Origin of the sequence: Paenibacillus nuruki, from assembly GCF_963311185.1 — a bacterium.
In the GTDB taxonomy this organism is placed as follows: Bacteria; Bacillota; Bacilli; order Paenibacillales; family Paenibacillaceae; genus Saccharibacillus; species Saccharibacillus nuruki.
The window spans coordinates 172,333-188,204 of record NZ_OY725677.1 but is presented as its reverse complement, the minus strand read 5'-3'; the positions used below and the strand labels follow the sequence as shown (position 1 = coordinate 188,204).

The following is a 15,872-nucleotide window of genomic DNA, read 5'->3' as shown; positions in this document are numbered from 1 at the left end:
AGATATCCACCTTTTATCAATTGTGTTTATTCTGTTGTTGTTTCTTCAGTTACAGCTTTACCTTTAGGGACTCCATCCAAACCATAGTATTGATCATACGCATCAAATATTTTTTTAGCGACTGGAGCTGCACTTCGAGAACCAAAGCCACCTTCAGGAATCATTACAGCAATAGCTAATTTCGGATTATTACGAGGAGCAAAAGAAATAAATACACCATTATCGACTAATTTTCCATAAATGGATTGCTGGGATGTACCTGTTTTACGTGCTACATCATAACGATAATTTTCAAATACAGGTACTTTACTTCTCATCCCTTGAATAACAGTATTCCAATATTCGTCTGGGAAGTTTACAGTATTTAATACTTCAGGCTCGATCTTTTTCACTAGATTTCCTTGAGCATCTGTAATTTTACTCACAAATTGAGGTTTGAGACGTTTACCACGATTGGCGAGTGTTGTTGCATACTGTGCTAATTGAAGTGTAGTATAACGACCTTGCTGTCCAAAAGAAGCATAAGCCATCGCTGCCTGCGCACTACCTGCGGCTTCCAGATTTAGATATTCTCCCCGACCTTCATTCTCGTAAGGAAGTCCGCTTCCTGTAGTTACACCTAACCCAAATTCTTTCATATATTTGTCCCAGACGTTGACGGATTCGGCACCATATTTGTTATACAAACGCTTGCCGACCATATCGACCATAAAAGCATTGGAGGATTTTCGAATCCCTTCAGTCGGTGTTAAATAGCCTAGAACTTCACCTAATGCATTACGTACACGAGTCTCATGACCTGCTTTACCAAATTCAGCATATCCGCGGTCAGAGTATCCTGCATACGGCGTAAATAGTCCTTCTTCCATTCCGATCAATACACTTAAAGGCTTAATAACAGAACCCATCAAGACCATAGATGAAGCTCCTTTACCCCGGTATACTTCTCGAATCGTACCATTAGCAGAGCGAGATAGGATCTCGTTGATTTGGTCTTGACTAGGTGCATTTCCCCAGATATTGGAATCGTAATCTGGCATACTTGCGATAGCCACTACATTGCCTGTTTCGACTTCCATCGCTACTGCATAACCCGTTTGAGCATTAGGTGCATAAGCATTACCACTACTATAAGAATGCAAGTATGAAAGCTGATCAGTGATTGCTTGTTGAGCAACCAACTGTAGATTTTTATCAATCGTCATCCAGAGATTGTTCCCTTTAACTGGTGGTGTTAAAGTAGCACGTCCATTCACACGATTTAACGCATTGATTGGTGTTTTCTTCACACCATTTTTTCCACGAAGTTCGTCTTGATACGTATATTCAAGACCATCGACACCGACTAGTTCGGTATCAATATAACGAGATTCCTCATCTGATAGTCGAGCACGATTTATATATTTATTCATTGAAGTTTTCACACCATAAAAGGCTTTCAAATAACCTACCGTCTGTACAGCTAACTGATCTTTACTGTACTCACGCACACTTTCTTCTCTAACTTCAATCCCTTGGAATTGATCTTTATGTTCAAGAAAATAAGCAATCTCGCTGTTACTCAAATCTTTTTTGATTCGACGCGGTGTAAAGCCATAGTTTTTAATATATTTAATATCCATTTCTTTTTCAATTTCTGCGGCTGTCATTTTACGATCAGAATCACCATATTTATTAAATACACGCTTGAGATCACCAATAATTTGGTATAATTCTGGTTTGTTTTTATCTAAGCGATAATCTTTACTCAATGTAAAATATAACGATTGCATCGAAAGGGAGTACGCAACTTTGGTTCCTGTAGCATCATAAATATTCCCACGGGTCGGTACAATCGGAGTGATATCGTTGGCAACATAGGCTTCTTTTTCTTTCAACGTTGGACCTTCTACAAATTGTAAAATAGCCAAACGTACAATAAGCACGCTAAAAATAACAAATACAGAAAAAAAGAATATATTCAAACGCACCGAAAATTGCTTACGATGACTGACTTCGAGGTCCTCTGATGATTGTTCATTCCACTTTTTCATTCGGGTTGTTGAACCTCCTATGTAGTTTGTTCCATATAATGTTGTTCTTTCTTCATTTTAACATATGTAAGCGCTATGTAGACTACAAAAAGATAACAAAAAAGCAGGTTCCTTATCGAAAGGAACCTGCTGACACATATTTGGAACATACACATCTACTTTTACAATTAATTATTACTTGTAGCTGCGGTTTGATCTGTTGTTTTTGCTTCAGATACTTTTTTCGGAATACCATCTAAGCCATATTCTTGATCATAAGCATCAAAGATTTTACGAGCTACTGGAGCTGCACTTTGCGCACCGAATCCACCTTCTGGAATCACTACGGCAACAGCCAATTTCGGATTATCTCGTGGAGCATAAGCGATAAATACACCATTATCCACAAGATGACCATATACTGATTGCTGAGATGTACCTGTTTTACGAGCATAGTCGTACGGGAATCCATCAAATCCAGATACTTTACTCTTCATTCCTGACTTGATCGCAGACCAGTAGGAATCAGGGAAATCAATTTGATTAACTACTTGTGCCTTGGTTTTCTGTACAATATTACCTTCTGAATCTGTAATTTTGCTTACCAATTGAGGTTTAAGACGTGTACCTTTATTAGCTAGCGTCGCTACATACTGCGCTAATTGCAATGTGGTATATTTCCCCTGTTGTCCAAAAGAAGCATACGCCATAGCTGCTTGCGCACTACCAGCGGCTTTAAGATTCATATACTCCCCTGAACCATCACTCTCGTAAGGAAGCCCACTTTTCGTAGAAACACCCAGACCGAATTCTTTCATATATTTATCCCAAACATTGATCGATTCCCCACCGTATTTGGTGTATAACTTTTTGCCGACCATATCGACCATAAAAGCATTTGATGAATGTTCGATCGCTGTAGAAGGAGTTAAATAGCCATATACATGATTACTGGAATTACGTACTTTGGTCTCGTATCCTGCTTTACCAAACTGTGCAAATCCAATATCTTGATAACCACTATAAGGTGTAAACAATCCTTCTTTAAGCCCTACTAGAACACTCAAAGGCTTAATAACAGAACCCATCAACACCATTGAAGAAGCATGCCCTTCACGATACACTTCACGAATGGCTCCGTTCGCATAATAATGCTGAATGTCTTTATATTTATCGTCTGTCATACTTTCCCATACATTGGAATCATAATCAGGCATACTTGCCATAGCGACAATATTTCCTGTATCGACTTCCATCGCTACTGCATATCCTGTTTGTGCATTAGGCGCATAGGATGAACCGCTACGGTAGGAATGAAGAAATGACAATTGATCGGTAATCGCTTGTTGCGTTGTTTTTTGTACATTTTTATCAATCGTCATCCAGACGTTGTTCCCTTTTTCAGGAGCAGTCAATTCAGTACGCCCGCTTGCAATATTCATTGCATTAACAGGGGTTGTTTTAAGACCATTTTTACCGCGTAGATCATCTTGATACGCATACTCAATACCATCGACACCGACAAACTCTGTATCTAGATATTTTTCTTGAGCATCTTCTAATCTTGCTTTGTTTTTATAATGATCCATCGTATTACGTACACCGGCAAAAGAAGACAAGTAGCCGACAGTCTGCACAGCGACACGATCCGTATCATAATGTCGAACACTTTCCTCTACAATCTCAATCCCTGGAAATTGATCTTTATGTTCAAGGAAATAAGCAATTTCTTCATTGGTTAAATCTTTTTTGACACGGCGCGGAGTGTAGCCAAAATTTTTGCGATACGTAATATCCATCGCTTCAATAATCTGATCCGCTGTCATTGTTTCATCTTTACTTCCATATTGATTGAATACTTTTTTGAGTTTGCTTACGATGCCGTACAATTCATCTTTATTTTTAGCTAAAGAATAATTTTTTTCCAATGTAAAATAAAGTGACTGAGACGACGTAGAATAAGCAATTTTTTCACCGGAAGCATCCATAATATTGCCACGGATCGGTGGAATCGGGGTACTTTTACTAGAAATACTTGCTTCTTTTTCTTTCAACGTTGGACCTTCAACAAACTGCAAGACCGCCAGACGAACAATTAACACACTAAAAATGACAAAGGTCGCGAAAAAAAATACATTCAGTCGAATCGAAAACTGACGCTGATTTTTAATCTCGCGCTTTGACGGATCGTCCATACCCGATTTATTCATGTTGTAACATTTCCCTTTCTCTTACGGCACTACATGAGGCCTGTCATTCTGTACATCAACTATAAAACGAGACGACTTTTGAACTTTTTTTATCATACCATAGACAACCTGCTGTTGAATATTTTCGCTCTTTTACAACACGCTTTGCTCGATATGTGTTTCTGCAAATTTGGGAGGATTAAACCAATCACCCGCTGAAGCCCATGTTGGATCAAGTGGAACCCATTGCTCTGAATCTGGCAAATACACTTGATTCCAAGCATGCGGACCATAACCACCTTGTCCGTTATAACCAAGCCCTGTGACGACTCTTACATCTATACCTTGAGAACGAGCCATCACAGCATATAAGCGGGCATAATCAATACATACCCCTTTACGAGTCGCAAAGGTTTCTTCAGGATTCTGCTCATGCCAGATTCCACGCTGTTCATAATTTTCGACTTTACTATAGTCATAAGTTACTCGAGATCCTACCCATTCGTAGAGCAGACGAGCTTTACTTTCTGTACTGGTTCCTTTGGCTACAATCGCTGCCGCCGCATCTTCGATATCAGACGGGATACTGCGATCGACTACATCATATTTACGTTGAAAAATACCGGTCAGCTCTTTTTCCACTGCACTGGTGAATACAGGTAAAGTATCCGCTACAAACGAACCGGTTAACGGCTTAATCACAGTAGACACACTTTTTTGATACAGAGAGGAACCTTCTACATAAGCAGTGACCGTTGTACTTGGATACAGGCTGACTACTATAAATAAAATTAAAATCACTATTACGGATCGAATCGCTCCATTCAGAAGCCCAATTCCTCCACCTGCTAGACGATTGATCCATGAAGAACGCTTCTCATTCACCACGATTGTTCCTCTGCGCCATTTTTCAGGTAAAAGCAATACGGTTAGCAATGAAAAAGCAATACTAGCTACTACATAACTCAGTACAAATAGCACAATAAAACGCAATAATGAAAATTCAGAAATTAAATAAATGGCTGAATAATACATTTCAGTCCACCATTTCAATTCACCTTCTGGTGTAACCGAAGATACACTTTGCGCCCATGCTTGAACATGAGGCGATGCCCACAAAGCAAACGGAGCGGCTAGTACAAGTGCAAGTACTGTTAATAACGTACGACCCGCCCACGAAAATAATCTTCCTGCTGAACGTACAGCTCCATGACGTATTCCCTGAATAATCGAAAATAAAACAATCACATAAATCAAAACCGATACTGGACTGCTATCGAAAAACGTGGACAGCTCATTGAATGTCATACAGGTCCCCCTACATTTTGATCACACGGTTTAAGAAGGGTTACCTGATGTGCCAGCGTTCGATTTAGCTTCATCAATAAAAGATTTCATCGTTCCCTTCACATCCCATTCCCCTAAAGACACACCACGGAAAGTAACACCCACTGTATTTTTGCCAGGCGTTCCTAGCACTTGAAGATTAGTGGTACGAATCGTATAGCTACCATCTTGATTTTTTTCAAACTTCGCATCAGCGGCTTCTTTTTTCATCACTTCTGTTGCTTCTTGTTGTAATGCTGAAATCGTCTGTTCCGTTACTCCAGATACCGTATCTTTAATTTGATCCATTGAAATCCCGCTGTATATAAATAAAGCTACAGCAATAATAATAACAATCAACCATTTGATCACCGTTTTGACCAGATTGATAACGAGAAAGAGTATAATTAAGGCAACCAAAATGATTAGCCAATTTTGTTTAAAAAACTCGCCCCATACTTGCCAATCCATACATATAACCTCCAACTTTCATTTTTCATGATGAATCCATTTGTGTAATAATACATACCTTACCTGATAACCTTTGTTCATTATACAAGATGTATAGACGATATGTCAGCAAGCGCCCGATATCATGACTTTTATAACATCCACTTCGAATATATTATAATAAATGGAAGGAGAATGAGGCGATGTATATTATTGTTGAAGGTAAAAATGATCGTAGTCGATTACGCCGATTGTTAAAAGAAGATGTAAAGATCGAATGCACATTTGGAACACTTAACGCCTTAAAATTAGAAAAACTTCGCAAACAAATCGGGCATGATGAAGTTTACTTATTTATGGACAATGACCCCGCAGGCAAAAAAATTCGTGGTGTGTTACGTGATACTTTCCCGGATGCTGTTCATATGTATACCCGGCGAGGTTATGCAGGGGTTGAAGGCACACCGGATGAATATCTAGTGGCTCAATTAGAGAAAGCAGGCTTAGAAGAATACATTATTTATCCCATCCTATATTAAAAGAACACCGCATAGAGATATTCCTCTTGTGGTGTTCTTTTTTATGATTTTAATACATGCTTAGGAGTGATGAACGGTATCTATAATCATCATAATAAAGCTAATCGTCAAATAATTAATGGAAAAAATAAAAGCCGTTTTCGCCCATTTATCATTATCTTGTTTTCTAAATCCTGCGACTGCCATCCCGAACCATAGTACCGATAAAACAAGCGAGACGATCATAAAAATAATACCTGTATAATTGTAGACATACATCAAGATAGGAATAGGAATCAACAGTGCAATATAAGGAAGCATTTGATACTTTGTGCGTTTAATACCTTTGACAACAGGTAAAAGTGGAAATCCTGCGGCACGGTATTCTTCTACACGACGAATCCCGAGTGCCCAGAAATGAGGAGGTTGCCATAAGAATAACATTGCAAATAACAACCATGCTCCTAGATCCACTTGATGTGTAACGGCTACATAACCAATAACAGGTGGCATTGCTCCTGATATACCACCAAGTGAGGTGCTCCATGTCGATGAACGTTTTAACCACAACGTATAGATCACCACATAGACAAACATTCCAAGTATACCGAATGCTACTGCCAGTAATCCTGCAAATAATGTCAGTACAGCAATTCCAAGTACGCCTAATATGATCGCATACCAGAGCACGATATGAGGCGAGACGCGGCGTGTTGCTAGTACACGATCTTGGGTACGTGTCATTTTGGTATCGAGGTCACGATCAAAATAATTGTTAAATACACAGGAAGATGCCATGACCAACATGGTTCCCAGCAATGTCCATATTAAATGAATATAATTGACATTCCAGCCGGACGCTAACCAAAACCCACCAAATGTAGCGATCAGATTAGATCTTAAAATCCCGGGCTTCGCTAACGTCACAAAGTCTTTCCAAGTCACTGGTTGATCTGGAAGAGCAGGTTCTGTAGAGACCGTTGTAGCCTCTGAAGGAGTAGGTTGACTGAATCGATTGTCCACGTTGATAAGTTCCTCCCCAGCGCTCACTATGGCAAGCGCATTTTGTTATCAAATGAGCTAACTAAGATTCATCTTTTTGCAATTGGTTTATCATAATCTGAACAGGCAATTATTACGTATATCATGTAAAATAGCTATAATCCATTCGATAATGTTGCCGATATCAATAAAAGATGGATCTTTTTTACCGCACTAGAAGATGTCGCGCTTTAATTGCCAAGCGCTTATCGTAAGATATTTTGCTTTGCAAAAATCACTTTTGACTGCACTAGAAGATGTCGCGCTTTAATTGCCAAGCGCTAAAGGAGAGAATTTGTAATGGATACTGCTACCCATTTTGCTATGGGATTCGGGCTTGCCGGGCTTGCTTATGTTGATCCCGTTGTCGCTTCTGATCCAAGATTAGCTATCGCGGTTATGGTGGCGACGATTGTAGGTTCACAAGCACCCGATTTTGATACGGTTTTGAGATTTAAAGACAATGCTACTTATATTCGTAATCATCGGGGAATGTCACACTCCCTTCCTTTTATGGCGTTATGGATATTATTGATTGGTGTAGGTACATCCTTGCTGATTCATCCCGCAGGTATGGGGCACATTCTGCTCTGGACGGCTATTGCGGTGATGGTTCATGTGTTTACCGATCTATTTAATACGTATGGTACACAAGCGGTCAGACCGTTTAGTGATAAGTGGATATCGTGGAATATTATTAATATTTTTGATCCGTTTATCTTCAGTACGCATATCCTTGCTCTGTTATTGTGGATCACAGGTTTAGTTGCACCTGCTCCATTGTTTATTACCCTTTATGTAGTGATTGCACTCTATTATGTATGGCGTACAGCTACTCATTTTATTTTAACGAAAAAAGTAGAAGAATTAGATATCGAAAATGGACGTTCTCCTGAACCGGATGGACATTATATATTGATTCCGACGATTTCTTTACGTCGCTGGCATGTGGTTCATGCCAAAAAAGATGGCAGTTATCGAATGGGATGGTACAGTCCCGACCGTTTGATCTGGGCAGACTATATTGAGTCAATGGATCACCCGGCTATTGAAGCTTCTCGCAAACATCGTGATATTAAGGCATTGCTTTATTTTTCATCATATACCGTTTCTGAAGTAGAAGAAACAGCAACGGGTTATATTGTACGTTGGGCAGATGTTCGTTATCGTCACCGTCGTCAATATCCGTTTGTCGGTGTGGTTGTGATGGATCATCATTACAATGCCATCGATTCTTATGTAGGCTGGTTAAGCCCTGACAAAATGAATGATCGTCTAGGTCTGCATATCAGTTAATGAAATCCAAACCTATATTACTTTAACAAAAAGAACCCTTGATCAGGTGTATAGAGACATCAGCCGAACATACTGTGTACTCTATACCGATCAGGGGTTTCTTTTATACTTTTTTATAAACTATATCTGCTCATTATTTACTAAATAGTTGAGTGGCATCTTCAAGCGCCATTTGCTGACCGAGAGAAGAATAATCGAGCCACTTCTGTCCATCCAATACATAGACATGTTTATTTTTCACAGCTTTAAGATTAAGCCACAATGGATTTTTTTCCAATTCATCAAAGTTCGTCTGAGCATCATTACCTTTACTAATAATAACGAAGATCGCATCAGCATTGAAATCAGGTAATACTTCTTTGGAAATGACTTGATACGGCTCGTCTTTGGAGATTTTATCGATTCCATCTGCCATCTGAAGCTTTAGATCTTCGAACATAATCGGTCCGAGTGGACGTACTGTACTCATCACACGCAATTCTTTAGGAGTCATTCGAATCGCCATCACTTTTGCATCTGCTCCTAATCGGCTATGAATCAATGTGCTGACTTGTTCTGCTTTTGTATCGTAGTCTGCAATAAACATATCTGCTTTTTTCTCAAGCCCTACATGAGTAGCTATTTCTTTCAATTGATCTTGCCATGTTCCTTGATCCATATCGATCACAATAGTGGGTGCAATTTGCTCAAATTTGGTAAGATCTTTACTTGAATATTCTTTATCGATATAGATCACATCCGGTTGAAGCGCAAGCAGTGCTTCCATATCTGGATCAGTCACCACACCTAACTTTTGAGTTCCTTTTAATTGATCAGCAACATGCGGTAAAAAGTCTTTCACATCTCCACCGATTACTGAACCTACAGGTTGAATCCCCAAAGCGAGCAAGTTATTGGTAATATGAATCGACATCGAAGCAACTTTGGCTTTGGAATCATGTACAATCACACCATTTTCTTCTTTGACCATACCTGAGGAAGATGATGTAGATAATGTAGACGTTGTTGAAGCCGCAGGTTGTCCACATGCTACTAAGAAAATGATCATAAATGCTAAGCTCATCATAACTAAACTATTTTTTATTTTCATACTGTATTGCCTCCGTTATATCATTCAGACTGTTTTTTTGAATAAAATATAAATAAAATAAGGTCCACCAATCAATGCTACCACCACACCTGCGGGTACAAAGTTTGGTTGGAAAATCGAGCGCCCTATCGTATCGGCACTAAGCAACATGATCATCCCGATCATTGCCGCTACCGGAACAAAGTGTTGATGACGAGCACCTACTAACTGTCTTGCAATATGCGGAGCAATTAATCCGATAAATCCAATCGAACCTACCATAGCAACACTGGAACTAGCCAACCCAACAGCCAATAATAGAAGGACTATTCGGCTTCTGGTGGTAGAGTTCCCTAGACTGGCTGCAATCTCATCACCCAGAACGAACATATCTAATGTTCTGGATCGTAGATACACCCATGGGACAAATAATGCGATCCATGGAAGTAACGCCCACACATTCACCCATTCTCTGCCCCATACACTTCCAGCTAACCATGTCGCTGCAAAAGCATAGGTATCTGGATCTAATTTCAAAGACAATAATAATGTAATCGCACTTACGCCAGCGGCAACAGCTATTCCTACTAAAATTAAGCGAATTGGAAGTAATCCTCGCTGTCTGTCATACGATAACATAAAGATCACTAGCGCAATCAATACACCTCCTCCAAATGTGAACAGAGGAATCAATAAAGCTATTGGCCCTTCCATCGTACGAAAAAAAGAGACAAAAATGATCAATCCAAATCCTGCTCCTGCATTAATACCTAATATCCCGGGATCAGCCAGAGAATTACGAGAGACTCCTTGAAGAACAGCTCCAGCAACACCAAGACCAATACCTGCTAGAATCGTAATCAGAATACGTGGCAGACGATACTGAAACATAATCAAATTTTCGACGGTTGATCCTTGTCCTAGCCATGTCCACATCACACGTAACGGGGATAATCTAATAGAGCCTGTATTGAGACTAATTAAGACGATTACGATCGCTATGACCACCATCAAACCTGTGATCCAGATCGCACGACGTTGTTTGCGAACATTTAACTGCTGAATATCCATCCTTATAACCCCCTTCCTTCTTTACGTGCTAAATAAAGAAAGAACGGCACACCAACCAAAGCCACCATAGCACCAATCGCAAATTCTTGCGGAGGACTTACCATTCGTGAAGCAAAATCTGCCCATACCAGCAAAATCGCTCCTAACAAAGCAGATAACGGAATCACCAATCGGTAATCTACCCCTATCCAGCGCCGTGCTATATGAGGAATCACTAATCCTACAAAACTAATCGACCCTGCAACAGCTACAGAAGAACCCGCTAATATAACAGCTGCGATCATCGTCATGACTTTTACAGATGTCGTACGTATCCCTAGATTCGTAGCGGTCTCATCCCCAAGTGCTAGAAAGCTAATCGAACGTCCCATTGTGATACTCCAGATCATCATAACCAATACAATCGGAATCAATAGATGAAGATGTTCCCATGTTACACCGGACACACCCCCTGCATACCAGAAAGCCAGATCTTGACTCAATCCAAAATAAAGCGCAATTCCTGTACTTAATGAATGCAGCATCGCCGCTATCACTGCACCTGCAACCGTAAGCTTTAATGAGTTCAGTCCCCCTGGTGTAAATGAAGCCAACACTACAATCAGTAGGGTAGTTATTGCTGCTCCTACAAACGAAAATAACATCAGATACGAATACGATAATTGAGGTAAAAAAGCAAAACATAATGCCACTACAAACGCTGCACCAGCATTTACTCCCAGTATCCCCGTATCGGCCATCGGATTACGTGTGACCCCTTGCATCAAAGCACCAGCAACAGCAAAAGCTATCCCTGCAAACACAGCGCCCAATACACGTGGCAATCGGATATCATACACAATTTGGTGAGCAGTAACGGTTGTATCATAATGAAATACAGCATCCCAGACTGTTCCCATCGTTAATTCTTTAGCTCCATAAGATACAGCGATAAATATCGATAGCACCAACACAATCAGTGCGAGTAGAAACGAGAAACTGGCACGTACGCTTTTCATGTTATTCATAATCGTATCTGCACAAACCTCCTATACGGCATAAATCATTGGTTTATCCTCCATAACACTTTCTTATTTCAACACAATTGAGAATAATAATCAATTAGAAATTAAAAAAGCCTGTTGTTCGACATTTCTATCGAAACACAGGCTTTTACAAGTATGACTTTATCTGACTATTGGTAATATATTGTATTTCATTTCAGAATGAGACTTGACCCTTATAGTATGCTCAGGCACAATAGAAAGTAGTAATTATTTAAGCATATGTCCGCTTGATCGGACCATATCATTCAGGAGGCTATCCATCATGAGTAAAGGTCTTTCGCTGTGGTTTGCCGTCTCTTCTATTGTTTTGTTAATGTTTTGTGCAATCGCTATCTCTTATTCAGCATGGTTAGCGATATTGCTTGGTGTTGTCGCTATCGGTAATATCGGCTGGGGATTTGTTACCAAAGCCAAACGTCAACGTCAATCAGGAACACCTACTATTTAGCTGATCTATAAAGCATCCTCAGATGTGCCTGTATATTAACGCTGAGCTGGTAAAAAGCCCATGCGTTCTTTTACAGCTATCAATGTTTTCTCCGCTGCGGCTTGTGCATTTTCTGCACCCTGGCGGAGAACTTGATGAACTTCTCCCGACTCACGAATATCATGATAACGTTGTTGCAACGGTTCTAGACCTGCAACCACGACCTCTGCTAATTCTTTTTTGAATCCGCCATACATTTGTCCTTCATATTTAGCTGTTATTTCATCCAGACTAAGTCCCGAGAATTGAGAATAAATACTCATTAGATTGCTGATCTCCGGTTTATTCTGCGGATCATACATCACTTCACGACCCGAATCGGTTGTGGCCCGACTGAGCTTTTTGCGAATCACATCCGGTGGATCAAGCAAAGCAATAAAGCTACCTGCATTGGGATTACTTTTACTCATTTTTTTCGTACCATCATCCAGTGACATGATCCGTGCACCCACTTTAGGAATAAACGGTTCTGGCACTGTAAAATATTCACCAAATCGGTGATTAAATCGTCCTGCTAAATCACGTGTTAATTCCAAATGTTGCTTCTGATCGTCACCCACAGGAACTAAATCTGCATTATATAGCAAAATATCAGCCGCCATCAGTGCTGGATATACAAATAATCCTGCGCCCACTGAATCTTTACCTTCGGATTTATCTTTGAATTGAGTCATTCGCTCTAATTCGCCCATCGCTACAAGCGTAGTCATAATCCATCCCAATTCAGCATGTTGAGGAACATGAGATTGTAAGAAAATATTAGCTTTTGCCGGATCAAGTCCTGCGGCTAAGTATAATGCGGCTACAGATTCTGAAGCTTCACGTAGTGCAGCTGGTTCTTGTGCTACTGTAATCGCATGTAGATCAACCACCATAAAGTAACTGTTGTAATCTTCTTGTAGGGCAACAAAATTTTTCATCGCTCCAATATAGTTACCAATTGTTAATGAACCACTGGGTTGAATACCCGATAATACTGTTTTCATCTATTGTTCCTCCTTTTTTAGAAAACAAAAAAAGCCCACATCCTGCAAGGGACGTGTGACCGTGGTGCCACCCTTATTCATCGAAATAACATAGAGCATCTTCGTACACTCTATTTTCCTTATTCCAATCTTGAATGTGTTCGGATAACGGCGAACCACCGACCTACCTACTACAGACGCATCCTACATATCACAGATGTCTGGTTGGGCACAGCACTCCAGAGTCCATTCGGCAAAAGTTCTACGCTGATTCTCATCATCCATCAGCTTTCTGAAGAAGCTCTTTTTGCTTACTACTCTCTGTCATCGTATTCTTGAATCTCATCATAATTGGCAAATGTAACATTGTCAAATCCCAATTGGACTCAAAATCTGTTATCATGGATGTATATTTCGATGCAGAAAGAGGGAGCAGCGCCATGAAAGTAACCAAAGGAACATGGAACGGTTATGACACATATATTTTGAAAAGTCAGCAGTTAGAAGTTACGTTGCTGCCAAGACTCGGTAACAATGTGATCGGCATTCGCGACTTACAAGAAGATCGTGAGATTTTGCGTCGTCCAGAAGAAAGCGATCTTGATTTTTATTTGCAAAAACCTTATCACTTTGGGATGCCTATGTTGATGCCACCTGGACGAATTCGTCGTGGACATTTCGAATACAGTGGAACGACCTATCAATTCGATCAAAATACAGCCAACGATAATCATATTCATGGATTACATCGTACGCAAGCATGGCGTGTATCTGATATTGATGAAAATGATGAAGGTTGCACGATTACGACCGAATTATTAACAGCAGATGATCCGAACTGGATGCGTCAATATCCGATTCCACTTCAATTAGAAATGACCTTACAATTACAAGGTACTTCACTGATGCAACGTATGAAAATTACCAATCTAGGAGATACATCTGCTCCCTTTGGATTCGGGTTACATACGTGGTTCTTACTAGATGGTGAACCACAACGATGGACCTTAAATATTCCAGTGAGCGATCAACTGCTTCAAGATGCAGAACAGATTCCTACTGGCGAAGTGGTTCCTTTAGAAGAATGGGAAGAACTCAATACGGGTATGAATATGGCAAATCGTAACTGGGATAATCTGCTTCGGATCGGAGATAAGCGTCCGGTAAGTGCAGAATTAACACGTGATGATGGTTATGGTATTCGTTATTCAGCTGATCCGGATTATTTCAAATATTGGGTACTCTATACCAAAGGTGAAAGTGATCAGTATCTATGTATTGAACCGTATACGACGCTACCAGATGCAGCTAATTCTACGCATTCACAAGATTTCACAGGTCTGATTGATGTTGCTCCAGAACAACCTGTTGAATTCAGTCTACAAATCGATGTGATCGAAAAATATACCCAACTGAAATAAAGGCAAATATTTGGATGACATTAACCACTTTGCCACAACTTTGTAATAACGAAAAAACGTGCAGATGTCATATCCTGAGATACACATCTACACGCCTAGGTGACTCTTATCGGAGTCATCTTTTTTCGTTTTGCTATTAGATTGCTATTCCTTCTTACTTAAGATTCATCGTAAATATAGTGACGTGCAGATTCACGTCGTGGTGCTTAAGAGTTCGATATAAAAATATAAGGTATGAGTGCAGTAAACAGATGATCTACATAAAAATGGGAATATATTGCTGTAATCTTGCTTTGTCTATACTTAGGATAACTCTGATTGTACTTCGCTGTATGTAGCTCTTGGATAGCGAATCATATGGTTAGCCATATTATAGTTCGATTCAATCGTGGTATCGACCGCAATCATTCCTTTACGAATAGCAAATTCGTAACTGATTTCCCCATGCGTCCAATGGTTTTTGAATTTTAGCGATTCAATTGCCATTTGTCGAAACGATTTGATCTGAATCATGTTCAATCCTTCTTCTGGACCGTTCCACTCCCCATTTCTTCCTGCGATTGGATTGTGTTTAATACCAAATTTCCCCACTGTGTTGTTACGAATCTGAATAAATACTGTTCCAGAATCCAAATGGGTTAACTCGTTTTCAAGCTCCTTGAACACAATGTCGAGTTGTCTCGTAAGAGAAACTAGATCATTCTTAGGCATTTTTTCCCCTTCCTCTCTCTAAAAAACATATTAAATTAGGACTTATGACTCATTATAGAACCTATTTAGTGTCTGATCAATACTATTTTTAACAATTAGGTACTTTTTACTACTATTCGACAAATTTCGATTATTATTCCTATATTTACCTACGCTTTCATTCGCTATTTAATAGAATAATTGGATTTTACTAGGTTTATTTAAAAATTTAAAAAAACGATATCCACTTGCATTCTGAGAGTAAGAATACAAAATGAATATCGTTTTTAA

The 15,872-nt window shown here is 39.7% G+C and carries 14 protein-coding genes and 1 other annotated feature; of the genes, 4 read left to right on the top strand and 10 right to left on the bottom strand.

Features of this window, described 5'->3' with window-relative positions:
* Nucleotides 1-26 precede the first annotated feature (26 nt).
* The 4 genes from RCP16_RS00995 to RCP16_RS00980 all read right to left on the bottom strand — a co-directional run bounded on the left by RCP16_RS00995 (nt 27) and on the right by RCP16_RS00980 (nt 5,998).
* Complete coding sequence (locus RCP16_RS00995; RefSeq protein WP_308641445.1) at nt 27-2,033, bottom strand: peptidoglycan D,D-transpeptidase FtsI family protein; 2,007 nt, start codon at nt 2,031-2,033, stop codon at nt 27-29.
* A 167-nt stretch (nt 2,034-2,200) separates the two neighbouring features.
* Nucleotides 2,201-4,222 carry a peptidoglycan D,D-transpeptidase FtsI family protein gene (locus RCP16_RS00990; protein ID WP_069326201.1) on the bottom strand — a complete coding sequence of 674 codons (2,022 nt, stop codon included), beginning with the start codon at nt 4,220-4,222 and terminating at the stop codon, nt 2,201-2,203.
* A gap of 132 nt (nt 4,223-4,354) precedes the next feature.
* A complete protein-coding gene (locus RCP16_RS00985) occupies nt 4,355-5,509 on the bottom strand; it encodes a transglutaminase domain-containing protein (protein ID WP_137223795.1) in 1,155 nt (384 codons plus the stop codon).
* Between the two features lie 30 nt (nt 5,510-5,539).
* Nucleotides 5,540-5,998: an ATPase gene (locus RCP16_RS00980; RefSeq protein ID WP_069326199.1), complete on the bottom strand. Its 459-nt coding sequence runs from the start codon at nt 5,996-5,998 to the stop codon at nt 5,540-5,542.
* Nucleotides 5,999-6,180: 182 nt separating this feature from the next.
* On the opposite strand from RCP16_RS00980, the gene RCP16_RS00975 reads away from it, so the two are divergent.
* The gene (locus RCP16_RS00975; RefSeq protein WP_273592398.1) at nt 6,181-6,516 is read left to right on the top strand and encodes a toprim domain-containing protein; all 336 of its coding nucleotides are present in this window, start codon (nt 6,181-6,183) and stop codon (nt 6,514-6,516) included.
* A 60-nt stretch (nt 6,517-6,576) separates the two neighbouring features.
* On the opposite strand, the gene cyoE is transcribed toward RCP16_RS00975, so the two are convergent.
* Nucleotides 6,577-7,518 (bottom strand): heme o synthase, encoded by a 942-nt coding sequence (gene cyoE / locus RCP16_RS00970; protein WP_308641444.1) that lies wholly within the window; start codon nt 7,516-7,518, stop codon nt 6,577-6,579.
* A 318-nt stretch (nt 7,519-7,836) separates the two neighbouring features.
* Here cyoE and RCP16_RS00965 point away from each other — a divergent pair, with 318 nt between their 5' ends.
* Entirely contained in the window at nt 7,837-8,832 is a 996-nt protein-coding gene (locus tag RCP16_RS00965) for a metal-dependent hydrolase (protein ID WP_069328905.1), read from the top strand.
* 133 nt (nt 8,833-8,965) lie between these two features.
* On the opposite strand, the gene RCP16_RS00960 is transcribed toward RCP16_RS00965, so the two are convergent.
* Genes RCP16_RS00960 through RCP16_RS00950 form a run of 3 tightly spaced genes read right to left on the bottom strand, consistent with a single transcriptional unit; the run spans nt 8,966 to nt 11,979 of the window.
* Nucleotides 8,966-9,916 carry an ABC transporter substrate-binding protein gene (locus RCP16_RS00960; RefSeq protein ID WP_371748220.1) on the bottom strand — a complete coding sequence of 317 codons (951 nt, stop codon included), beginning with the start codon at nt 9,914-9,916 and terminating at the stop codon, nt 8,966-8,968.
* Nucleotides 9,917-9,946: 30 nt separating this feature from the next.
* Nucleotides 9,947-10,972, bottom strand: a complete 1,026-nt coding sequence (locus RCP16_RS00955) for a FecCD family ABC transporter permease (RefSeq protein ID WP_137223803.1) — start codon at nt 10,970-10,972, stop codon at nt 9,947-9,949.
* A 2-nt stretch (nt 10,973-10,974) separates the two neighbouring features.
* Nucleotides 10,975-11,979 carry a FecCD family ABC transporter permease gene (locus RCP16_RS00950; protein ID WP_308641443.1) on the bottom strand — a complete coding sequence of 335 codons (1,005 nt, stop codon included), beginning with the start codon at nt 11,977-11,979 and terminating at the stop codon, nt 10,975-10,977.
* Nucleotides 11,980-12,280: 301 nt separating this feature from the next.
* On the opposite strand from RCP16_RS00950, the gene RCP16_RS00945 reads away from it, so the two are divergent.
* A complete protein-coding gene (locus RCP16_RS00945) occupies nt 12,281-12,466 on the top strand; it encodes a hypothetical protein (protein WP_069328901.1) in 186 nt (61 codons plus the stop codon).
* A 35-nt stretch (nt 12,467-12,501) separates the two neighbouring features.
* On the opposite strand, the gene trpS is transcribed toward RCP16_RS00945, so the two are convergent.
* A complete protein-coding gene (gene trpS, locus RCP16_RS00940) occupies nt 12,502-13,491 on the bottom strand; it encodes a tryptophan--tRNA ligase (RefSeq protein WP_069328900.1) in 990 nt (329 codons plus the stop codon).
* Between the two features lie 44 nt (nt 13,492-13,535).
* Nucleotides 13,536-13,807: a binding site (T-box leader), on the bottom strand.
* Between the two features lie 103 nt (nt 13,808-13,910).
* On the opposite strand from trpS, the gene RCP16_RS00935 reads away from it, so the two are divergent.
* Nucleotides 13,911-14,891, top strand: a complete 981-nt coding sequence (locus RCP16_RS00935; RefSeq protein ID WP_137223807.1) for an aldose 1-epimerase — start codon at nt 13,911-13,913, stop codon at nt 14,889-14,891.
* A 303-nt stretch (nt 14,892-15,194) separates the two neighbouring features.
* On the opposite strand, the gene RCP16_RS00930 is transcribed toward RCP16_RS00935, so the two are convergent.
* Nucleotides 15,195-15,602 (bottom strand): O-methyltransferase, encoded by a 408-nt coding sequence (locus RCP16_RS00930; protein WP_069328898.1) that lies wholly within the window; start codon nt 15,600-15,602, stop codon nt 15,195-15,197.
* Nucleotides 15,603-15,872 lie beyond the last annotated feature (270 nt).

Bases quoted from the DNA above. Each gene is read 5' to 3' on its own strand.
- RCP16_RS00995 (WP_308641445.1), bottom strand. From the start codon at position 2,033: ATGAAAAAGTGGAATGAACAATCATCAGAGGACCTCGAAGTCAGTCAT.
- RCP16_RS00990 (WP_069326201.1), bottom strand. From the start codon at position 4,222: ATGAATAAATCGGGTATGGACGATCCGTCAAAGCGCGAGATTAAAAAT.
- RCP16_RS00985 (WP_137223795.1), bottom strand. From the start codon at position 5,509: ATGACATTCAATGAGCTGTCCACGTTTTTCGATAGCAGTCCAGTATCG.
- RCP16_RS00980 (WP_069326199.1), bottom strand. From the start codon at position 5,998: ATGGATTGGCAAGTATGGGGCGAGTTTTTTAAACAAAATTGGCTAATC.
- RCP16_RS00975 (WP_273592398.1), top strand. From the start codon at position 6,181: ATGTATATTATTGTTGAAGGTAAAAATGATCGTAGTCGATTACGCCGA.
- RCP16_RS00965 (WP_069328905.1), top strand. From the start codon at position 7,837: ATGGATACTGCTACCCATTTTGCTATGGGATTCGGGCTTGCCGGGCTT.
- RCP16_RS00955 (WP_137223803.1), bottom strand. From the start codon at position 10,972: ATGGATATTCAGCAGTTAAATGTTCGCAAACAACGTCGTGCGATCTGG.
- RCP16_RS00950 (WP_308641443.1), bottom strand. From the start codon at position 11,979: ATGAATAACATGAAAAGCGTACGTGCCAGTTTCTCGTTTCTACTCGCA.
- RCP16_RS00945 (WP_069328901.1), top strand. From the start codon at position 12,281: ATGAGTAAAGGTCTTTCGCTGTGGTTTGCCGTCTCTTCTATTGTTTTG.
- trpS (WP_069328900.1), bottom strand. From the start codon at position 13,491: ATGAAAACAGTATTATCGGGTATTCAACCCAGTGGTTCATTAACAATT.
- RCP16_RS00935 (WP_137223807.1), top strand. From the start codon at position 13,911: ATGAAAGTAACCAAAGGAACATGGAACGGTTATGACACATATATTTTG.
- RCP16_RS00930 (WP_069328898.1), bottom strand. From the start codon at position 15,602: ATGCCTAAGAATGATCTAGTTTCTCTTACGAGACAACTCGACATTGTG.